This is a genomic window from Caballeronia sp. SL1002 (assembly GCF_057814995.1).
Map to the genome: position 1 here is coordinate 292,715 of NZ_JBYMUW010000003.1, position 20,496 is coordinate 313,210.

Consider the following 20,496-nt stretch of genomic DNA (forward strand, 5'->3'; position numbering starts at 1 on the left):
CCACGCATCGGCGCTAGCTGACCTTTGCCGTAACGGATCTGCTCCCGTCCCGGGTTGCTCCGTTGCTCCCTAGCAAACGAGTGCATCGTCGTCGCTCGTGAAGCGCCTCTCGACGAATTCGGAAGGTCTCGTTTTCCAGACGCCCCCTCGATTTGCCATTCCTTCTATCTCTAGCGGAGCTGACGTAATACGCCGCGCGTGGTGTGGCGACCACCTCACCGGCGCATCAGCCCGAAACTCCATCAAGCACGATTTCGACCGTATTCGCCCGATGAAAGAATCTGCGGCAATCGCACTCGCGCGAAAATTGCCCTCGAGCAATTCTTGCCAAGTGGCTATTGCTCGAACCACCTCCTCTCTCGTGCGAGAGTACGGGTTGGCAATCCTCGCTCTGGATCATCTCTCCTTACGCATACGAGTTTACAAAGCGACTTCAATTAGGCACAATTCGGCGCATCGTAAATGCGAATCAGTCGCATTTCTATGAAATACGTACGAAGAGTCCGAATATGAAACATGCAGCAAACGGGGTGTGCAAGGGGAAATGGCGAGTGCGGCCGCCGCATGTGGGCGTGCTCCTGTTATTCGCGGCGAGCCACGCCGCGATGGGCCAACAGAACGCCGAATCGGTCACCGGCTCGGCCACGACGCAGACCGACGACACAACGTTGCCGGCGGTTTCGGTCTCCGCATCGAACGACAAACTCCAGCATCTGCAACAGGACGTGAGCAGCGGCGCGCTCGGCGCACGTTCGCAACTAGACACGCCCTACTCCACCACCGTCGTCACGAGCGAGGAACTCACGGATCGCCAGGTCAACAAGCTCGGCGATGTGTTTGCGCACGACGCGTCGGTATCGGACAACAGCAATCCGTATAACGCGTGGGCGAGCTACGTCACCGTGCGCGGCATGCAGCTCGACTGGCAGAACGGCTACAAGATCGACGGTCAACCGTTCAATGCTTACGGGATCACAATGCCGTACGAGCAACTGAAGCGTGTCGAACTACTGAAAGGATTGTCCGGCTTCATGTACGGCTTCGGCTCGCCCGGCGGTGTCGTCAACTACGTGACCAAAGCGCCGCCCGTCACCGACAAGCCGATTCGCAGTGTCGACATCGGGTACCGGTCGACGTCGATCTGGACCGAGCATCTCGACGTCGGCGGACGCGCCGGCCCAAGCGACATGTTCGGCTACCGCTTCAACGCGACGCACGAAGAAGGTAAGACGTACAACGACGGCAACGTCCGTCGCGATTCGTTTTCCCTCGCGGCCGACGCCCGCCTGACCCGCGACCTGACCGCGACCTTCGGCGCGCTGTATCAGGAACGCCATTCTTCCGGCATCACGACGGCGCTCTCCACCGCACAATACACGGGCGCGACGCTGCCGCAGCGCATCAGTGGCGGAAGCAGCAATCTGTCGACGCCGGACCAGCATCTGAACACTAATCTGCAGTTGTACACAGCGGGCCTGCACTACAACCTGAATCAGGACTGGACGCTCACCGCGACGTACAGCTTCAGCAAGAGCACGCGCTACCGCAACGAGAGCACGTACTTTCTGCAAACCGAAGCCGGCGACTACAGCGATACACGCTTCGAAGGCAAGGAAGGGCATCAACTGAACGCGTGGCAGGTGATGGCCGAAGGCAATGTGAAGACCGGCCCGCTCGCGCATCAGTTGGTGTTCGGCGCGGCCTATCAGAAACAGACCAACGACTACGGCGCGAACAACTTCTACGATCAGATCGGCGTCGGCAACATCTATCAGCCGAACACGAATCGCTACGACAGCAGCGGCTTCTATACCTATCGCGACAGCGACATCACGCAGAAGTCCCTCTTCGCCAGCGACACGATCGCGTTGACCCAGCGCTGGTCGGTTCTCGGCGGCGTGCGCTACACCAACTACGAACAGCACGGCTACCTCCTGAGCGGCGCGACCAGTTCGACCTATGCGCAGAACGGCGTGGTGACGCCATCCGTCGCCGTGATGTACAAGCTCGCGCGCAATACGACGCTCTACGCGAGCTATGTCGAATCGCTGGAAGCGGGCACTGTCGTCGGCGATACGTACGCCAACGCGGGCGAGCTTCTCAAGCCGCTGCGCAGCAAGCAGTACGAGGTCGGCGTGAAGACGGAGCGGGAGCGCTGGAGCGCGACCGCTGCGCTCTTTCGCATCGAGCGCGGCGCGCAGTACGCGAACAGCGATCAGGTCTACGTGCAGGACGGCGAGTCGGTGTTCCAGGGCGTCGAAGCCGGCGGCGATGTGCGCCTCGGCACGAACTGGACCGTCGGCGGCGACCTGATGTGGATCGCGACGCAGTACAAGAAGGGCTCGGACTACGACGGCAACCGCGTCGCCGGCGCACCCGGCTTCGTCGCGACGGCCCATGCGAACTACGCCGTTCCCTACGTACCGGGATTGAGGGTCGGCGCCAACGCCAAGTTCACAGGCAATACCACGGTGCGCCCTGCCGGCGACCTCAAGGCACCTGGCTACATGCTCGTAGATCTCGGGGCGACCTACGCAACCCGCATCGCGGGCCACAACGTCGCGTTTCGTGCAGCGATCGACAACCTGACGAATCGCCGCTACTGGGAATTCCAGTACGCCGACTACATCGCGCCGGGCGAACCGCGAACGCTGTCGCTGAACGCGCGGTTCGATTTCTGATTGCTCCGGGAAGCCGCCGCCGCGCGGCCAATCGCGGGGCGTGCGCGCTTCGCTGATGCGGCCAGGCAATGACGCCACTCGACGCGCCGAAACTTACGGGTAGAACGTCCGCTCGATGAGGCAAAGTGGTAGCGGGCTATCTCGGACCGACAATCGTTACGCTGGTCACGCCGGGCGCCGAAGCGATGGCGCGCGCCGGGAATGGAAGCCGAGTTCGTGCCTTGCGTTCCTATGACCTCGGACGCGCCGTAACTGAAAGGAAGCAGAGACCTACGTCAACGCGCGCTCGACAAAGAGTACTTTTCGTCGCGCGTCTACGGCAGTCGGTACGCGAAAGGCACTTTCTGCGTCCCCGCGTCCAACTACCTTCAGCTATTTATAGAAAGAATCGCACGGGTGCATTGTGCCGAAGTCCCCAGCACGGCGATTCGGATCAACGATGGGTGACGGAATGCCCAAGAAAGCATGTTGCCTGCTTTCATCCGCGATGCCACGCTGGGCAATTCAGGCTGTGCCGCCGCTGCCCAGCCTGAGCGCGGATAACGCCCAGGCACTCAGTACCGTCCGACTATGGGCCATTCTGAAACGTTTTTTTAAGACCCCGCCGATCTCATTGAGTCCGACAACTAATAAGCGAACGCTCGGTGTGACGAATGCGCCCATAAAATGTCGAATACGATCCGACGGGGCGCCGAACTGCGTGTTGGCGCGCTTGTCGCAAACCGCTTCGTCGCCTCGTCAAAGGTAACGGCGCGAACCCTCGCGTGCACCGCGCCAATCGTGCAAAACGCAAGCGAGACAGCGAGTTGCAGCGCGTTGCTATCACGCGAGCAGACACGCGGCAGCGTCATCGTTCGCGAGCCTGCGCAACTCAGGCACCTGAGTTTTGCACCGCGCTTCCGCCACCGGACATCGCGTATGGAACACACACCCCGAAGGCGGGTTGATCGGGCTCGGGATATCGTTCGACAGAATCTGCACGACCTTCGCGCGCTCGATAACCGGATCCGGCACCGGCACTGCCGAAAGCAGCGCCCGCGTGTACGGATGGCGCGGGTTCGCATAAAGCGCCTGCTTATCGGCCAGTTCCATCACGTGACCAAGGTACATCACCATCACCCGATCCGAGATGTGCTTGACGACCGCCAAATCATGCGCCACAAAGATCAGCGCGAGCTTCATTTCCGCCTGCAACGACTTCAGCAAGTTCACGATCTGGGCCTGAATCGACACATCGAGCGCGGACACCGGCTCGTCACACACCACAAGCTTCGGCTCGACGATCAACGCCCGCGCAATACCGATCCGCTGACATTGCCCGCCAGAGAATTCGTGTGCGTAACGATTGATCATCTGCTCGCGCAAGCCGACCTTGGCCATCATCGCGCGAACGCGCTGCATGATGTCGTCCTTCGGCATGCCCGGCCGATGTTCACGCAACGGCTCCGCGATAATCTGCGCGACCGTCATGCGCGGATCGAGCGATGCGAGCGGATCCTGAAAAATCATCTGCACGTCGCGGCGCACGGCGTGCCACTCTTTGGCCGAAGCACCTGCGAGGCTGGTCCCCATCCACACGATCTCGCCCTGCGTCGGTGGGATGAGATTCAGAATCGCGCGCGACAGCGTGGACTTTCCGCAGCCCGATTCGCCGACGACACCCAGCGTCTCGCCCGCCTTGAGATCGAAGCTCACGCCATCGACCGCTTTCAACGTGCGCGGCGCCGACCACGGCAGGCGGCTCTTGCCTTTCACCTTGAAGTGCACGCGCATGTCGCGCACCGAGAGAATCGTCTGCTCAGACATGGCTCACCTCGTGCCGCGTTGTCACTTGCTCGACCGGCCGATAACACGCACGCAACCATTCGCGGTTCGCGCCGAACGATTCGAGCTGCGGCGGCGCCTCACCACAACCGGGGCTTGCATCGATACACCGCTCCTGAAATGGACAGCCCGTCGGCGGATGCGCCATGTTCGGCGGATTGCCGGGAATGCCGGTCAGCGCCGCATCGTCGCGATCGAGACGCGGCAACGCGCGAAGCAGGCCGATCGTGTATGGATGCGAGGGCCGCGCGAACAGATCGCTCGCGGCGCACTGCTCCATCGTCCGGCCGCCGTACATCACCATGACCTGTTCGCAGAGTCCGGCGACCACGCCGAGATCGTGCGTGATTAAAACAATGGCAGTGCCGAAATCGTGCTGCAAATTGCGCAGCAATTGCAGAATCTGCGCCTGCACGGTCACATCGAGCGCGGTGGTCGGTTCATCGGCGAACAGCACTTGCGGCTCGCACAGCAGCGCCATCGCGATCATTACGCGCTGCCGCATACCACCGGACAGCTCGTGCGGATACTGATCGATACGATGCGCAGCCTCGGGAATACGCACCGCTTCGAGCATGCCGATCGCGCGCGTCTTCGCCGCGCGCCGCGTCAGGTTCTTGTGCAGTTCGAGCACTTCGGTCATCTGCCGCTCAATGGTCAGATACGGATTGAGCGATGTCATCGGATCCTGAAAGATCATCGAGAGACGATTGCCGCGGATCCTGTTCAACTTCTTAGCGGGCATCGTGAGCAGGTTTTCTCCCTGATACAGGGCGCTCCCGCTCGCGCGGCCGTTGCGCGCAAGCAGTCCAAGCATCGCGAGCACGCTCTGGCTTTTGCCCGAACCCGACTCACCGACGATCCCGAGCGTGCTGCCCTCTTCCAGCGCAAAACTCACGCCGTTGACCGCGCGCACGGTGGCGTCGGGCGTCTCGAACGCGACTTCCAGATTGTTCACTTCAAGCAAGGCCATGGCGTTCACCGATCCTTCGGGTCGAGCGCATCGCGCAGCCCGTCGCCGATAAAGTTGATGCAATAGAGCGTGATCGAAAGGAGCGCTGCGGGGAACAGCAGGATCCACGGCGACGTCTCCATGACGCCGACGCCATCCTGAATCAGCACGCCCCAACTGGTCATCGGTTCCTGCACGCCGAGACCGAGGAACGACAGCACGGACTCGGTCAGGATCACGCCCGGCACGGTCACCGTCGTGTAGATCGCAACGATGCCGAGCAGGTTCGGCACGACGTGACGCAACACGATGCCGCTGGTGGACACGCCAATCGCGCGGGCGGCTTCGACGTACTCCTTCGAGCGGATCGCAAGCGTCTGGCCGCGCACGACGCGCGCCATGTCCATCCACGAGAACACGGTGATGGTGAGCACAACCAGATAGAACTCGCGGCCGAGCAGCGTGACCATCAGGATAGCGATGAGGAGATACGGAATCGCGTACATCATGTCCACGAAGCGCATCATCGCGTTATCGACGCGGCCGCCGACGAAGCCCGCGATCGCGCCCCATACGATGCCGAGCGTGACCGACGTGAGCGTGGCGAGCGCGCCGATCATCAGCGAGACGCGTCCGCCCACCATGCAGCGGACCAGCAGGTCGCGGCCGGTTTCGTCGGTGCCGAACAGATGCCAGTTCGCGAACGTCGGCTTCACGCTCATCGCGTTCCAGTCGGCGGAATCGAAGGTATTCGGCGAGAGCCAGGGACCTACGATGCAGGCGAGCGCGATCAGCGCAAGCACGACGAGGCTCGCCACCGCCGCCTTGTTGCGCGCAAACCGCAGACGCGCATCGAGCCACGGACTGCGGCCTTCGGTCGGCAGCGACGACGCAGCGCGTTCGAGTGCGGGTGTCAAAGAACCTTGTTTCATGGTCAGTAGCGGATCTTGGGATCGAGCCATGCGTACGCAAGATCGACCAGCAGGTTGAGCAGCACGGCCACTACCGTCACCAGCACGACGAGGCCGAGCACGAGGGTGTAGTCGCGATTCGCCGCACCGTTCACGATCAGCTTGCCGATGCCCGGCAGCGAGAACACGGACTCGGTGACGACAGCAGCCGTGATCGACGAGATCGCGAGCGGGCCGATCACTGAGACGACCGGAATCAGCGTCGGGCGCAACGCGTGGCGCATGACGATCGTGCGGCGCGAAAGTCCCTTTGCATAAGCGGTACGAATGTAGTTCGTGTTCATCACTTCGATCAAACTCGCGCGCGTCACGCGGCCGAGCGTCGCGACGTTGATCATGGTGAGCAGGACGATCGGCAGCACCATGTAGCGCACGTGGAAGTTGTCCCAGCCGCCGGCGGGCAGCACTTTCAGCCCGATCGCGAACACGAGGATCAGCACCGGCCCGATCACGAACGAAGGGAATGCACTGCCCGCGTTGCCGATCAGCATCAGCAGGTAATCGGCGGGACTGTTGCGATAAAGCGCCGCGACGATGCCGAGCGCGACGCCGATCACGATGGACAGAATCATCGAGACGCCGCCGATGGTGAGCGACACCGGCAACGCGCGCAGCACGAGTTCGTTCACGCTCCAGTCGGCGTAGCGGAACGACGCACCGAGATCGCCGTGCAGCAGGCTATTCAAATACAGCAAATACTGCTTCCACAAGGGCTCGCCGAGATGGTATTTCGCCTGCAGATTGGCGAGCACTTCAGCGGACACCTTGCGCTCGCCGTCGAACGGACCACCCGGCGTCGCGTGCAACAGCAGATAGCACACGGTGATGACGAGCAAAAGCGTCGGCAGCGTGAGCAGCACGCGCCTTAACGTATAGGACCACATGGAACGTTTCTCCTGACGCTACCCGGCACCCGCGTGACGGGTAGCGTCATCGATACACATTGCCGGTTGAACCGGGCCGGACGAAACCGCGCGTCAGTGCTTGATGATGTACAGGTCGCGACTCCGGTAGTGATCCATCGGGTTCGCAAGCGAATAACCGCCCACGTAGCTCTTCACGAGCCGCACCAGTGTGTATTGCAGCAACGGCAGCATCGGATAGTCTTCCATCGCGAGCTTACCCGCTTCCGTCTGTAATTTCTGGCGGGTCGCCGGATCGTTGGATTCGGATGCCTGATGCATCAACGCATCGGCCTTTTGGTTGCAGGCCTGATTGTCGTTCTGCTCCGAGTTGCACTCGACGAGCGTCAGGAATGTGCTGGCGTCGTTGTAGTCCGCGACCCAGCCGTTGCGCGCGATCTGATAGTCGCCTGCATGGCGCTTCTTGAGCAGCACCTTGAACTCCATTGCCTCGATCTCGGTGTCGAGTCCGAGTTTGGTCTTCCATTCCGAGGCCGCGAAAATAGCCATTTTCTTGTGATATTCGCTTGTGTTCATCGCGAAGTGAAGTTTCGTACCCGGCTGCACGCCGGCTTGCGCGAGCAGCTTCTTCGCCTCTTCCACGCGCTTGGCCATCGGCCAGCTCGCCCAGTCGTAGCTCGACACATCCGCGCCCTTCACGCCCTTGACGATGACACCATAGGCCGGAATCTGCCCGTCGGCGGTCACGCGTTGCGCGAGGATGTCACGATCGATCACCATCGAAAGCGCCTTGCGCACGCGTACGTCCTTGAGCAGCGGGTCCTTGTTGTTGAACGAGTAATAACGCAGGCCGAGCATCGGCGCGCTCCGGATCTCGTTCGGATACTGCTGCTTGAATTTCGGATAGGTGCCCGAGGGCAGCTGATTGACCCAGTCGTCGTCGCCGGACTGGTACATCTTCACGTCGGTGTTTTCGTCCTCGACGGGCAGGTAGGTCACCTTCGTCAACTGCACGTTCGCCGCATCCCAGTACTGCGGATTCTTCGCGAGCACCAGCTTGTTGTTGACCTGCCAGTCCTTCAGCACGAACGCGCCGTTGTTCACGAGATTGCCCGGCTTCGTCCACTCCTTGCCGTACTTGTCGACGGCCGCCTTGTTGACCGGACCAAGGTTCGGGTTCGCCATCAGATCGGGCAGGAACGGGACCGGATACGGCGTCTTGATCTCGACCGTCAGCGGATCGATCGCCTTCACGCCGAGCGAGGACACTGGCGCCTTCCCCGCCACGATCTCCGTGCCGTGCAGCAGAAACATGCCGTACGTGTTCGCATAGGGCGAGGCGGTCTTAGGATCGACCAGACGCTGGCAGCCATACACGAAGTCGTTCGCGGTGACCGCCTCGCCGTTGGACCACTTTGCGTTCTTGCGCAGATGAAACACCCAGGTCGTCGGGTCCTTCTGTTCCCACTTCTCCGCTACGCCCGGCACGACCTTGCCTTCTGCGTTGGTGGCAGTGAGCCCTTCGAAGAGATCGCGCGTTACGTTGTTCGCGGGCACTGACTCCGCGAGATTCGGATCGAGCGTTTCGACTTCCGATGAGTTGTTGCGCACCAGTTCCTGCTTCGCGGCGAGCTGCACGCCGGCCGGGACATCGGCCGCGTTCGCGGCGTTCGGGGTCAATGCGCCGGTCAGCGTGAAGGCGAGCGAAAAGGCAAACGCTGCGGCAGCCGCCGGGCCGTTCAAGCGCAGCGGACTTTTGGAACGAAACATCGGGTAATTCTCCTGTTATGCAGCACGTAGTCGCACGAGCAAGCGCTCGCCGACACGGCGGATGGCCGGTGCATTGGGGTGTCCGGGCGACGCGGATAAGCGTCGCCCGCACGTCGCGCGCGGCGTGAGTCGCACGCGTTACTCGTCGTCGCTGCTCGCGGTCGTCTTGAACGAGAAGATAACCTCACCCACATATGGCTCGGCGTTTTTCTCGCACTTGTAAGATTTCGCGGCGGTCACGACGGCATCGTTGAACACCGAGGTCGGTGGCGTCGAACGCACGATCTTCACGTCGCCGACACTGCCGTCCGCGTTGATCGCCAGGTGCGCGACGACCTCCGCAGAGATGCCCTGCTCCAGCGCCCGGCGCGGGATCTGCGGCTGCACCGACTGGCAATGCCCGCGACCATCGACCACGCCGTGCAGCGCGGGCGGCGCCTTCGGTGCAACGCCTGCCGCGGCGACCGCCGGAGCCGGTGCGCTGTTCGCGGGCGCCGTCGCGAGAGCAGGCGCGTCGGGCGCCGGATTGGCCGCGGCGGGAATCTCAGCCGCCTTCGGCGTCGGCGCGGGCTTGGCCGGCGGCGGCTTGGGCGACGGGGCCGGCCTCGGCACTTCGGGCTTCGGCACCGCCTTCTGCGGTACCGGTGCGGGCGGCGGCTCCAGCTTCTTGACTACGGGCGGAGGCGGCGGTGGAGGCGGAGGCGGCGCGATCGACACGCGCATCTCCTTCGGCGGCGGCGGTGGCTCCGGCTTGAAGTTCACATGCGAGAGCCCGACGACCAACAGCGCCTCGACCACGAGCGCCGCGCCGATCGCGAGCTTCATCGACATGCGGCCATGTTGCGGCTGCCCGGTCGATGCCCACAGCGCGCCGCCGAGGCGTCTTTGCGGATCGTTCATGTTGTCGGCCAGAGCGCTCATGTCGTCGGATTGGTCGCGAGTGCGACAGAGCTGATGCCGGCCGCGCGCACCAGGTCCATCACGTGGACGATATTCTTGTAGCTCGTGCCCTCATCGCCTGCAATGGCGACGTCAACCTTCTTCGAATCCTGCACCAGACCCTTCAGGCGCGCGGAAAGATCCGCTGCGCTGATCGGCTTGGCGTCGAGATACAGTTCGTCGGTCTTGGTCACGCCGATCGATACCTTGATGGTCTGCTGCAACTGCTCGGCCGTGCTCGACTGCGGCAGGTCCAGCTTGATGCCCGCGCCCTGAATCATCTTGAGCGTGGCGAGCATGAAGAAGACGAGCAGGAACATCATGATGTCGATCATCGGGATGATCTCGATGCGTGCCTTCTCTTCCGCGCCCAGATAGTGACTGCGATGGTTTCTCATTTCTTGCCTCTCTCGTTCAATGTCTGCGCAGAAACGCGCGCGCTCAGGAACTCAGCACGGCGAAGCGCGAGACGAGCATCGACTTGATGAGGTCGAACTGATTCACTGTCATGCGAATACGCTTGTTGAAGTAGTTGAGGAAGATCACGCAGATAATCGCGATCGTCAGGCCGCAGGCCGTCGCGGTCAGCGCGTGGCCGATACCGCCCGTCACGCCATTCGGATTCGCGGTGCCGCTCGTACCCAGGACGTTGAAGGACTCCACCATGCCGATGATCGTGCCGAGCAGCCCGAGCAGCGGCCCGAGCGTCACGGCGGTGTCGAGCACCCACAGATTACGGTCGAGGCGCGGCATCTGGAACATGATCGTTTCTTCGATCTCCCGCTCAACGACCGCCTCGTTTTTGCCGTTCACCTTGAGCGCCGACTTGACCAGTTCCGCCTGCACGGTCGATTCGTAGTGCGCGACCACTTTGGCCGCCGCGTCCGGGCTGTTGGCTTCGAGCAGCTTGAGGTCGTGTTCGATCATGCTGCCGGCCCGCACGGCGCGAGCGAAGAACACATAGCGTTCGATGATGATCGTGAGGCCAAGCAGGAAGATGAACGCGAGAAGCGGAATCAGGCCCATCGATTGGACCGAATAGTTGATGAGGGTATTCAGCACTGCAGACTCCGGTTAGGACAAGTTCGTCAGATCGTGGAAGAACGGGTGTTCTCTCACAGCAGGGCACCGGGTAGGTCGCCCGCCGAAAAGCGCGAGCAACAAAGCATCGACCATGCCAACGTCATTTTTAAGCCACTTTTTTGATGAATATTTCACCCGTTAACACTCTGATCTTACTAAGTATTTCGAATTAGACACGGGTAAACACTTAATAGCGGCGAGCGCCCGACTACGTCTTCGATATCCGTAGGTTAATCACCGCGATACACACGGCGACAGTTTTCGTACTGGGGTTCAAATCGGCATTGGTGCAAAACGGGATTAACTTGGTGCGACGAAAGGATTTAGTAATACAGCATCGAAACTAAACAGCAGACGTAAATCGACTAAAACCGCACGTTCGTGCGGCGGTCGTGCGCGCAGACCCAGATGCCTATTAGCCAAGGCGTTGAGAGGGATCGTGATAAACACACAAGCCCCACGCGTGGAAATTGCACCTCACCGGTGATTTATCGGAACAATTGTTTTCATTTTGTAATGCACCCGTTTTGTCATGCATTGCTCGCAATCGGTGCGGGGTATGCACCAATTCTAATTAGACCTGATTCTCTAATCGTCATTTAGACGACAGACCGTCAAAAATCCTCGTGTTATTCAAAAATAATCCTTTCGATTTTGAAAGAATAAATTTTGGGCTTTTTAAATTTTTATTAAATCGCATTATTTCAATTTGTTATCGCCGAAATAATTTTGGGAATTACCGTCTATTTCGATCTTGGACTGAGCCACTGGCACAGCTTTCGCTCTTGCTGCCGTCGCTTCGACGACTGGCGCTACCGACAATCTCGGAAACGCCCGAGTGACGATGCCCGGCAGTGCTCCGACGGCTTGCGATGCAAGCGATGCGACGCGGTCGTGCAGCAGGCAGGCGCCGACCGCGCAGGCCCGCTTAGTTCGTTCAACAAAATATGAGCTCACTGACAAGAGGGAGAGCACGTGAAACAGAAGCGATTGGTAACGGCGATCAAGAAGATCATTGGCGCCGAGATCGTGTTGACCGCCGCGTTCATTCCGCTGGCGCATGCACAGGTCGATACGACCGGCGCGGCAAGCGCGGCAGCGCCGACCGCGTCAGCGAGTGCGGCGGCGAGTGCGGCAGCAAGCGCGGCAGCAAGCACGGCACCCGTGGCCAAGCTGGAGAAAGTGGAAGTGACGGGGTCGCTCATCCGCACTTCCGACAAGGTCGGCACGTCCGAAATCCAGACCGTGACCGCGAAGGAGATCGAGCAAAGCGGCTACACCACGGTCGCCGACTTCCTGCGCGGCACGTCGGCAAACTCAGGCAGCAGCTGGTCGCAATCGACGACCAACAGCGCCGCGCCCGGTGGCGCCGGCATCGCGCTGCGCGGCTTGTCGGAGAAGTACACGCTGGTGCTGGTCGACGGACAGCGGGTAGCGAACTACGCGATGGCGGTGAACTTCACCGACACCTTCTTCGACATCAACACGATCCCGCTCGACATGATCGATCGCATCGAGATCGTGAAAACGGGCGCGGTATCGCAGTACGGTTCGGACGCTATCGCGGGCGTCGTGAACATCATCACGAAGAAGAATTTTCAGGGCTTGCAGATCGACGGCCAGCTCGGCAAGGCGCAGCATCCCGGCGACGCGCAAGGCAGCTTCAGTGTGCTCGGCGGTATCGGCGATCTGAACTCGGACCGCTTCAACGTGACGGCCGCGTTGAGTTGGTATCGCGACACGGGCTCGTCGCTCGCCGATCGCGACATGACCGCGAGCCAGGACTTCAGCGCCTTCCCGGGCGGCTCCAATGCGCCGGGCGGCCCGAACCAGCAAGCCTACTGGACCCTTCCCGACGGCAGCACGACCCCCGTCTCGCCGTGCCCGCCCGGCAGCAGCACGGCTCGCGCCGGCGGCGCCGCGTGCGTGTACAACACCGCACAAAACCTGTCGCTCGTGCCGTCCACGACGCGCCTGAACGCCAAGGTGCGCGCCACCTTCAAGCTCACCGACGACATCCAGGCTTACGGCGACTTCTGGGCGAGCCGCAACGAGACGATTCAGTACAACGGCATCGCCGCGGCAAGCAGCCTGTCGAATGTCTACGACCCGAACACCAACAGCGTGAGCCCGCTCAACCGCACGGTGCCGGCGTCGAATCCGTTCAACCCGTTCGGCGTCGCCACGCCGATCACCTATGCGTTTCCGAGCGCGACGACCGGTTCCGACACGGTATCGACGTTCTGGAAGCTGTCCACGGGTGTGAAGGGTTCGTTCTCGGTGCCGAAGTACGGCGACTGGGACTGGAACGTCAACGCGGGGCACTCGCAGAGCACGGTCACCAACACCTACTACAACTCACTGAACGTGGGCGGAATCGAGAACGCGCTGCAAAACGGCACGCTCAATTTCAGCAACCCGTCCGCCACGCCGAACGCTCTCAACGGCCTGTTCACCGACGACAACCAGATCGCCATCTCCAAGCTCGACAGCGTGACGGCGACAACCTCGACCGGTAACCTTTTTACGCTGCCGACAGGCAATGTCGGACTCGGCTTCGGTACGGAATTCCGTCACGAAAGCGAGTCGCTGAATCCGCGTACGCTCTCTTCGCAAGGCATCGTCTCGCCGGGTCAGGTGCAGACAGTGGACGGTTCTCGCAACGTCGCGGCCGTGTACTACCAGGTGGACATTCCGCTCCTGCGCAACCTGACTTTCACGCAGGCGGGCCGCTACGACCACTACAGCGACTTCGGCGGCGCGTTCTCGCCGAGCTTTGCGCTGCGCTTCCAGCCCGTAGACGCACTGACGACCTACGCGTCCTACAGCCGCGGCTTCCGTGCACCGACGCTCGTCGAAAACTCGCAAGCGTCGTACATTTCGCACCAAAACCTGGTCGATCCGTACGATCCGCGCGGTCCGACCAAGAGCTTCACGACCGAGCAGACCAACGGCAACCCGGCGCTCCAGCCTGAGCACACGAAGAACTACAACATCGGCTTCCAGTTGTCGCTCAACTCGACCACGGATATCGGCGCTGCGTTCTACAAGGTGCATATCGACGGCGTGATCGGCACCGACGATCCCAACGCGATTCTGCAGGCCAACGACCCGAGCCGCGTGATCCGCAACGCCGACGGCACGGTGCGCTACATCAACCAGCAATTCGTGAATCTCGGCTCGCTCGATACCGACGGCTTCGACTTCAACTGGCGCAAGTCGGTTGGCACGCCGGCAGGCACGTTCACGCTGTCGGGCGACTGGGCTTATGTGTGGCACTTCAAGCTGAAGGGCACGGACGGCTCGTACCAGGACTTCGCGGGCAACAATCTGGCGCTGCTGCAGCCGTTCGGTGCGAGCAATCCGCGCTGGAAGGGCAACACGGACCTGACGTGGGCATATCACAACTTCACGACCACGCTGACCTGGCAGTACACGGGTCCGTACACCAATGCAGTGGCCGCGGAGTTCGGCGATCCGGGCACGCAGCAGGTGGCGTCCTATAGCCAGTTCAACCTGTTCGCAACGTATCGCGGCATCAAGAACTGGACGCTGTATGCGGGGATCAACAACCTGTTCGACCGCAAGCCGCCGTTCGATATCGAATGGACTTCGTATCCCGATCTGACGGGCTACGACCAGTCGCTTTATACGAACGTCGGCCGTTTCTTCCAGATCGGCGCGACCTACCGCTTCAAGTAATCGTCCGTCCGGGTGCGGCTCTCCGCTGTTGCATCGCGGAGAGCCGTATAGGGATGCCAAGCAAGCGGCGATAAAAACTAGACAGCGAAAAAATCCAAACGCGAGAACATTGCACCGATTCGCGGTATCGCAATCAGAACACCCAGCCTTTCGCTACGGTGACGTGCAGCATAACCGTTCGAATTCGCGTCGCGAACCTGAACGCCTCAAATCTCCACTTGTGCACCCAATTCAATGACGCGATTCGGTGGAATTTTGAAGTAATCCGCGGCGTCACGCGCATTTCGCGCCATTCCCGCAAATAACACCTCCCGCCAAAGCGCCATGCCCGCCTTGGGAGTCGCGAGGACTGTTTGGCGGGCAATAAAGAAAGAAGTCTGCATTGAGTCAATGTGCAAGCCCGCCTGACTACATCGTTCCAAAGCACGGGGGATGTCACGCTCGTCCGAGAAGCCGTAGTACACGTTGAGCTGATAGCAATTTTGGCCGAGCTGCACGACTTTGACCCGTTCCTCCTCAGGAATTCGAGGGATATCGGCCGCATGCACCGTCAGGAAAATGGTGCGTTCATGCAGGACCTTGTTATGCAACAAGTTATGCAACAGCGCGTGAGGCACTCCTTCACCTTCCGCGCGAAAAAATATGGCCGTGCCTGCAACTCGCACCGGCGGATCGGTGAACAACGATTGAAGGAAGTCTTCGACGGGAATCAAATGCCGCTGGACGCTCTGTCTCACCAGCTCTCGTCCCGTCCTCCACGTCATCATGACGGTCACCATGAACGCACTGATACTCAGGGTGAACCAACCGCCGCTCACGATTTTCAAACTTGTCGACGAAAACAGCGCCACGTCAAAGGTCAAAAAGACGCCCGTCGCCGCCACGGAAAGCAACGCCGAATATTTCCAGCCGAAACGAACGACAAAGAAAGTCAGAAGCGTTGTTATTAGCATCGTGGCGGTAGCCGCAATCCCGTATGCCGAAGCCAGATTCGACGAGGAGCCGAAGCCGACTACGGCTAGTACGACCGCGGCGAGTTGCAGCCAATTGATGAACGGAATGTAGATTTGCCCCTTCTCGCTCTCGGATGTTTGCCGGATCCGCATACGAGGCAGAAAGCCCAGCGAAATCGCTTGTTGAGTAACCGAGAAAGCGCCCGAGATCGTTGCCTGCGACGCTATGACGGTCGCCACTGTCGACAGCACAACGAGTGGATAAACGCTCCAGGGTCCCAATTGCTGAAAGAACGGATTGGAGACTGCTGCCGGGTTCGATAACAACAAGGCGCCCTGCCCAAGGTAATTAAGCGCGAGCGCGGGAAACACAATAGAGAACCAGGCCAGCCGGACCGGCTTTTTGCCAAAATGGCCCATGTCCGCATACAGCGCTTCCGCGCCAGTTAGCGCGAGGACGACCGCGCCGAGCGCAACGAACGCCAGCCAGCCGTTGCGAACCAAAAAGCCCAGGGCGTGTAGCGGGTTAAATGCAAACAGGACCACCGGGTTGCGAGAGATGTTCACACCCCCCATCACTGCGAGGGTAATGAACCAAACCAATACGACCGGCCCGAAACATTTTCCGATGCCGGCAGTGCCCCGGCGTTGCGCCACATAAAGCGCGACCAGGACGGCCAATGTAGCGGGAATCACGTAAGGCCGCAGAGCGGGCGTGGCCTGCTCCAGCCCCTCGACAGCCGATAAGACCGAGATAGCGGGTGTAATGACGCCGTCCCCGAAAAACAGACCCGCTCCGGCCACGCCTAGCAGCATTACCGGAAAATACCAGCGCGATTTCGCTGTCACGGAAGACAGAGCCAGCGCGGTCATCGCCATGATGCCGCCTTCGCCGTGGTTGTCTGCGCGCAAGACGAGGGTCACGTATTTAAGTGAAATGACGATAATCAACCCCCATAAAATCAGCGAGACAACGCCCAGCACATTCGCGTGGCTCGGTGCGATGTGGTGATGTTTGGCGAACACCTCCTTCATCGTATAGAGCGGACTGGTCCCAATGTCGCCATAGACGATTCCAATGGCGCCTAGTGTTAGCGCCGCCGCGCTACTTTTTGCCACGCCATTAGTCAAGTCGGCACCTCCCGATTCATGCCGTGCGCGGAAAAGCTGCTACCGATGCCGAACTGGAAGTTCGCTGCCCGTGAACGCGGGACATGCACCACTGGGCGACGAACAAGCTTGACCAACCGCGGGTCAGGCGTGCAGAACCAGCTTCTGCACGCGCCAGTTCAGCAGTTCGGCGACGAACAGTACGTTCTCCGATGGGCACGCCATCTGATGAATCCAGCCGAATTGCTTCGGCTGCTTGCCTGCTTTTCCGAGCACGCCGAGCACCTTGCCGTCGAGCGTCATCTTGTAGATACGGCCTGGAAATGCGTCGGCGCTATAGAGCACCTGATTCGGTCCGGGCGAAATGCAGATGGCCCACGGCGAGCCTGGCGCAAACGTGCCGGCCGCGATTGCCGCTTCGTCCGGCATGTTGCCGATCGCCGGACGTGCATCAGGCGGCACCGGAACGTCGATCGTGAATTGCCGCTGGAAATTGCCTTCGGTGTCGAACACCTGAATGCGCCGGTTGCTGCGGTCTGCGACATAGACGTTGTCGTGCCTGTCGAGCGCGATGCTATGGGGCGTATGAAACTGCCCCGGGCCAGTACCGCGGTCGCCCCAGGACTTGATCCAGTTGCCGTCGCGATCCACTTTTGCGACGCGCGAGTTGATATAGCCGTCGCTGATGTACGTGTTGCCCGCCACGTCCCACGCGACGTCTGTCACCTGGCGGAAGCGGCCAGGCTCGGCGGGCAGCGGCGGGTTTGGGTGCTTTAGCGGGGCGGTTTCTTCGTCGGCGGCTTCCTGCTTGCGGCCGAACACCATTGCGACGCGTCCGTCCGGCGTGAATTTGATCACCATGTCGGAGCCTTTGTCCGTCACCCAGATGTTGTCCTGCCGGTCTATCTTGACCGTATGCGCGAACGACCATGCATACAGGTTGCGTCCTATCTCGCGGATGAAGCGCCCGTCGGGTGAGAACTCCAGAAGTTGCGCCGCGGCCGCGCCATAGGCTGGCCCAGTCGAGTTGCCGCGTGACAGCACGAAGATGTGTCCCTGCGAGTTGAGCGCGACACCGGAGCATTCGCCGAGGTAGGTGTCTTTAGGCAAATGCACGGGATCGGCGATCGAGTCGTAAGCAATCGACGGCACCGGTTGTGCGTCGGCGAAAGCTGGCGGCATCACGAGCCCGGCTGCGCTGCCGGCGACAAGGCTCATGAAAGTACGGCGACTCATTGCCCGATGCTCCGCATTGCCACAGCACGGGCAAAACGACCCATATTGCTCGCTCATCCGATGTCTCCTGTGTGGTATGTCACGTCCTGTCCGGTACTCGCGTACTCAACGTATCTGACATACAGAGACAATCGTAGTGCACAAAACGCTTAATCGCTAAGTCGCCTTTCGGTGCATGCCCACCAGTTTCCTTACCGGCGATGCGGGGCTCCGGTATTCGATGGCTCAGTGGTACGCTGATTTGACCTGTCTCGAAGGAGCCAACAACGCGTCAATCACTGCGCTATCTCGTGCAGCTTTGCGATCACCGAATTCGAGATCTGCTGCGCATTTTTCCTGACCGTCTGTTTCTCGTCTCCGCGTCCGCCACATCGATCACGACGCGTCTGAGGTATCGATCGGATCGCCGTAGCGAGCGAGACGCGTGCGCAACGCGTCGATCTGATCGAGCAGATCCAGCGCGAGCGCGACTCCGGGTGCGTTCAACGCCAGGTCGGTGGTCAGCCGCTGGGCCGTGATCACTCGACGCAGACACGTGCCGCTGAATCGCCATTCCTCGATGCGCGAGCCCTGCGGTTCGAATGCGCCTTCCTCCACCCAGCGTGCGAGATCGTCGCTGGACGCGCCCGTGATCCGGCAAAGTTCGATGAGCGTGAACTCGACGTGTTCCTCGACGACATCGCCCTGCAGATAGACAGCCTCGTTTTTGATCATGATGGGTCACCCATAAAAATGCGCGCGCGGATCGAAGTCCAGCGCCTCGTGCATCGCTTTGTAGGCGGCTTTCTTCGCGTCGGTGTCGGCGGGAGGCAGCACGATGGCGAGCATGACGTAGAAATCCCCGGGTTGCTTGCCGGGAATGCCGCGTCCCCTGAGTCTCAGTCGTCGTCCGGCTGCGGACCCGGCCGGCACGTTCACGGTGACCTCGCCCGACGGCGTCGGCACGACGACCTCGGCGCCGAGCGCGGCTTCCCACGGGGCGAGCGGAAGCTCGATTGTCACGTCGCGCCCTTCGACGCGATAGCGCCTGTGTTCTTCGAGGGCGATTTCGAGGTACAGGTCGCCGCGCGGCGCCTGACCCATGCCGGCGCCGCCCTGACCCGCGAGTCTGAGCCGCTGACCGTCGAGAATGCCTTTCGGTATCGAGACGTCGAGCGTGCGTGTTTCGTAGCTCACGTGCCCGTCTTCGTCGATGAGGGGCATTTGCAGCGTGAGCGTTCGCTGCGCGCCGTTATAGGTGTCTTCGAGGCTAATTGCGGCCCGTGCGTGATGATCTTCGCCGGGCCATTCCGGCGCGCGCGGCCGGGTCGCGTGTCGCGCTCGGGAACCGAAGAGGTCGTTGAAGAAATCTTCAGCATCTTGCGAGTCGCTGCCACGAAATTCGAAGCCGTCGCCGACGTCAGGACGTGGCCGGATCTCATCGCCATCCTTGAGACCGGTGCCGAGCGCGTCGAATGCAGCGCGCTTTTCCGGGTCCTTGAGAACCTGATAAGCCTCGCCAACTTCCTTGAAGCGGGCCTCGGCGTCGGCTTCCTTGTTCAGGTCAGGATGGAACTTGCGCGCGAGCTTGCGATGAGCGGTCTTGATCTCTGCCTCGGTTGCAGTGCGCGCAACGCCCATGACGGCGTAATAGTCCTTGTATTTCATGTCTTCCCGTTTCGTCCGATCAATCGACCCGTAGCGACGCACAGGTCGACCGGCGCGCCGTTTGTCTCATCAATATACAAGGATGCGGGGATCATCGGGCAGGCGCAGGTGCGGATAAACGCGTGTTTCGCATTCTCCGCTCTTGCCAAAATTTCCAGCGACGCGTGCATACGACGTCGCGAACGCGGGTTGCGGATCGCCGAGGCGAAGAATTCAAGGAGGCGGATACCCGATGCTCGGCGCAGCGACAACTAGCGCAGGTGCAATGGTGCCATCGGGCGAGACGGCAGGCTCGCAAACGATCGCGCCACCACCACTTAAAAGTTAGACTCTTCGATCTGCGCATTGTCCGGGACCGAACCCGTCAACGTGACCGCGCCGCTGCGCGCACGCACGAAAATGTTCATCACCGTAATATCGCGGGTCATGCTCAGCGCGCGGCGCACGTCGGAGCCAAGCTTCCGATCGGCTTTCCACGTGCTCTTCTAGCTTGCTTTCGCAGACGCGGCCGAATCGGCGGTCGCTGTCGCCGTCGATGCGCTCGATTGTGACCGGGCATAGGTGCTCGACACCATCGCGAGACACAACCCGAAGCCCAGCGCCTGCAACATCCGTACTGCTTTCATAACGTCTCCTTTCCCCATCAGATTAGAGGATCGTCGTCGTCGTCGAGAGATTGACAGCGACTGTGAACGGCGCGGCACTCATCGACTGCCACTGCGCCGCCTGGCGGAATACGCGTCGAATCAGCCATTCGCCTGCAAG

The 20,496-nt window shown here is 60.9% G+C and carries 15 protein-coding genes; 2 read left to right on the forward strand and 13 right to left on the reverse strand.

What is annotated here, in order from left to right; genetic code table 11:
• Positions 1–605: 605 nt before the first annotated feature.
• The gene (locus tag AC3D25_RS18785) at positions 606–2,681 is read left to right on the forward strand and encodes a TonB-dependent siderophore receptor (protein WP_488890464.1); all 2,076 of its coding nucleotides are present in this window, start codon (positions 606–608) and stop codon (positions 2,679–2,681) included.
• Between the two features lie 822 nt (positions 2,682–3,503).
• Here the strand turns inward: AC3D25_RS18785 and oppF are convergent.
• The 8 genes from oppF to AC3D25_RS18825 all read right to left on the reverse strand — a co-directional run bounded on the left by oppF (position 3,504) and on the right by AC3D25_RS18825 (position 11,062).
• Positions 3,504–4,487: a murein tripeptide/oligopeptide ABC transporter ATP binding protein OppF gene (gene oppF, locus AC3D25_RS18790; RefSeq protein WP_488889967.1), complete on the reverse strand. Its 984-nt coding sequence runs from the start codon at positions 4,485–4,487 to the stop codon at positions 3,504–3,506.
• On the reverse strand, positions 4,480–5,478 hold the full coding sequence (locus AC3D25_RS18795) for an oligopeptide/dipeptide ABC transporter ATP-binding protein (protein ID WP_488889968.1): 999 nt from the start codon (positions 5,476–5,478) through the stop codon (positions 4,480–4,482). Before AC3D25_RS18795 ends, oppF begins: the two co-directional genes overlap by 8 nt.
• A gap of 5 nt (positions 5,479–5,483) precedes the next feature.
• Positions 5,484–6,389, reverse strand: a complete 906-nt coding sequence (locus AC3D25_RS18800; RefSeq protein WP_488889969.1) for an ABC transporter permease subunit — start codon at positions 6,387–6,389, stop codon at positions 5,484–5,486.
• A gap of 2 nt (positions 6,390–6,391) precedes the next feature.
• The gene (locus AC3D25_RS18805; RefSeq protein ID WP_488889970.1) at positions 6,392–7,312 is read right to left on the reverse strand and encodes an ABC transporter permease subunit; all 921 of its coding nucleotides are present in this window, start codon (positions 7,310–7,312) and stop codon (positions 6,392–6,394) included.
• A gap of 93 nt (positions 7,313–7,405) precedes the next feature.
• On the reverse strand, positions 7,406–9,061 hold the full coding sequence (locus tag AC3D25_RS18810) for a peptide ABC transporter substrate-binding protein (RefSeq protein ID WP_488889971.1): 1,656 nt from the start codon (positions 9,059–9,061) through the stop codon (positions 7,406–7,408).
• A gap of 138 nt (positions 9,062–9,199) precedes the next feature.
• A complete protein-coding gene (locus tag AC3D25_RS18815) occupies positions 9,200–9,982 on the reverse strand; it encodes an energy transducer TonB (RefSeq protein ID WP_488889972.1) in 783 nt (260 codons plus the stop codon).
• Positions 9,979–10,398 (reverse strand): ExbD/TolR family protein, encoded by a 420-nt coding sequence (locus tag AC3D25_RS18820; protein ID WP_488889973.1) that lies wholly within the window; start codon positions 10,396–10,398, stop codon positions 9,979–9,981. The genes AC3D25_RS18815 and AC3D25_RS18820 overlap by 4 nt, the downstream gene beginning before the upstream one ends.
• A gap of 43 nt (positions 10,399–10,441) precedes the next feature.
• Positions 10,442–11,062: a MotA/TolQ/ExbB proton channel family protein gene (locus tag AC3D25_RS18825; RefSeq protein ID WP_488889974.1), complete on the reverse strand. Its 621-nt coding sequence runs from the start codon at positions 11,060–11,062 to the stop codon at positions 10,442–10,444.
• A 996-nt stretch (positions 11,063–12,058) separates the two neighbouring features.
• On the opposite strand from AC3D25_RS18825, the gene AC3D25_RS18830 reads away from it, so the two are divergent.
• The gene (locus AC3D25_RS18830) at positions 12,059–14,785 is read left to right on the forward strand and encodes a TonB-dependent receptor plug domain-containing protein (protein ID WP_488889975.1); all 2,727 of its coding nucleotides are present in this window, start codon (positions 12,059–12,061) and stop codon (positions 14,783–14,785) included.
• 206 nt (positions 14,786–14,991) lie between these two features.
• On the opposite strand, the gene AC3D25_RS18835 is transcribed toward AC3D25_RS18830, so the two are convergent.
• From AC3D25_RS18835 to AC3D25_RS18855, 5 genes are all read right to left on the reverse strand, one after another.
• A complete protein-coding gene (locus AC3D25_RS18835) occupies positions 14,992–16,869 on the reverse strand; it encodes a potassium transporter Kup (RefSeq protein ID WP_488889976.1) in 1,878 nt (625 codons plus the stop codon).
• A 123-nt stretch (positions 16,870–16,992) separates the two neighbouring features.
• Positions 16,993–18,141, reverse strand: coding sequence for a peptidyl-alpha-hydroxyglycine alpha-amidating lyase family protein (locus AC3D25_RS18840; RefSeq protein ID WP_488889977.1), 1,149 nt, complete (start codon positions 18,139–18,141; stop codon positions 16,993–16,995).
• A gap of 318 nt (positions 18,142–18,459) precedes the next feature.
• Positions 18,460–18,798, reverse strand: a complete 339-nt coding sequence (locus AC3D25_RS18845; protein ID WP_488889978.1) for a chaperone modulator CbpM — start codon at positions 18,796–18,798, stop codon at positions 18,460–18,462.
• Positions 18,799–18,804: 6 nt separating this feature from the next.
• A complete protein-coding gene (locus AC3D25_RS18850) occupies positions 18,805–19,731 on the reverse strand; it encodes a DnaJ C-terminal domain-containing protein (protein ID WP_488889979.1) in 927 nt (308 codons plus the stop codon).
• Between the two features lie 485 nt (positions 19,732–20,216).
• The gene (locus AC3D25_RS18855) at positions 20,217–20,357 is read right to left on the reverse strand and encodes a hypothetical protein (RefSeq protein WP_488889980.1); all 141 of its coding nucleotides are present in this window, start codon (positions 20,355–20,357) and stop codon (positions 20,217–20,219) included.
• Positions 20,358–20,496 lie beyond the last annotated feature (139 nt).

Bases quoted from the DNA above. Each gene is read 5' to 3' on its own strand.
- AC3D25_RS18785 (WP_488890464.1), top strand. From the start codon at position 606: ATGGGCCAACAGAACGCCGAATCGGTCACCGGCTCGGCCACGACGCAG.
- oppF (WP_488889967.1), bottom strand. From the start codon at position 4,487: ATGTCTGAGCAGACGATTCTCTCGGTGCGCGACATGCGCGTGCACTTC.
- AC3D25_RS18795 (WP_488889968.1), bottom strand. From the start codon at position 5,478: ATGGCCTTGCTTGAAGTGAACAATCTGGAAGTCGCGTTCGAGACGCCC.
- AC3D25_RS18800 (WP_488889969.1), bottom strand. From the start codon at position 6,389: ATGAAACAAGGTTCTTTGACACCCGCACTCGAACGCGCTGCGTCGTCG.
- AC3D25_RS18805 (WP_488889970.1), bottom strand. From the start codon at position 7,312: ATGTGGTCCTATACGTTAAGGCGCGTGCTGCTCACGCTGCCGACGCTT.
- AC3D25_RS18810 (WP_488889971.1), bottom strand. From the start codon at position 9,061: ATGTTTCGTTCCAAAAGTCCGCTGCGCTTGAACGGCCCGGCGGCTGCC.
- AC3D25_RS18815 (WP_488889972.1), bottom strand. From the start codon at position 9,982: ATGAGCGCTCTGGCCGACAACATGAACGATCCGCAAAGACGCCTCGGC.
- AC3D25_RS18820 (WP_488889973.1), bottom strand. From the start codon at position 10,398: ATGAGAAACCATCGCAGTCACTATCTGGGCGCGGAAGAGAAGGCACGC.
- AC3D25_RS18840 (WP_488889977.1), bottom strand. From the start codon at position 18,141: ATGAGCGAGCAATATGGGTCGTTTTGCCCGTGCTGTGGCAATGCGGAG.
- AC3D25_RS18845 (WP_488889978.1), bottom strand. From the start codon at position 18,798: ATGATCAAAAACGAGGCTGTCTATCTGCAGGGCGATGTCGTCGAGGAA.
- AC3D25_RS18850 (WP_488889979.1), bottom strand. From the start codon at position 19,731: ATGAAATACAAGGACTATTACGCCGTCATGGGCGTTGCGCGCACTGCA.
- AC3D25_RS18855 (WP_488889980.1), bottom strand. From the start codon at position 20,357: ATGAAAGCAGTACGGATGTTGCAGGCGCTGGGCTTCGGGTTGTGTCTC.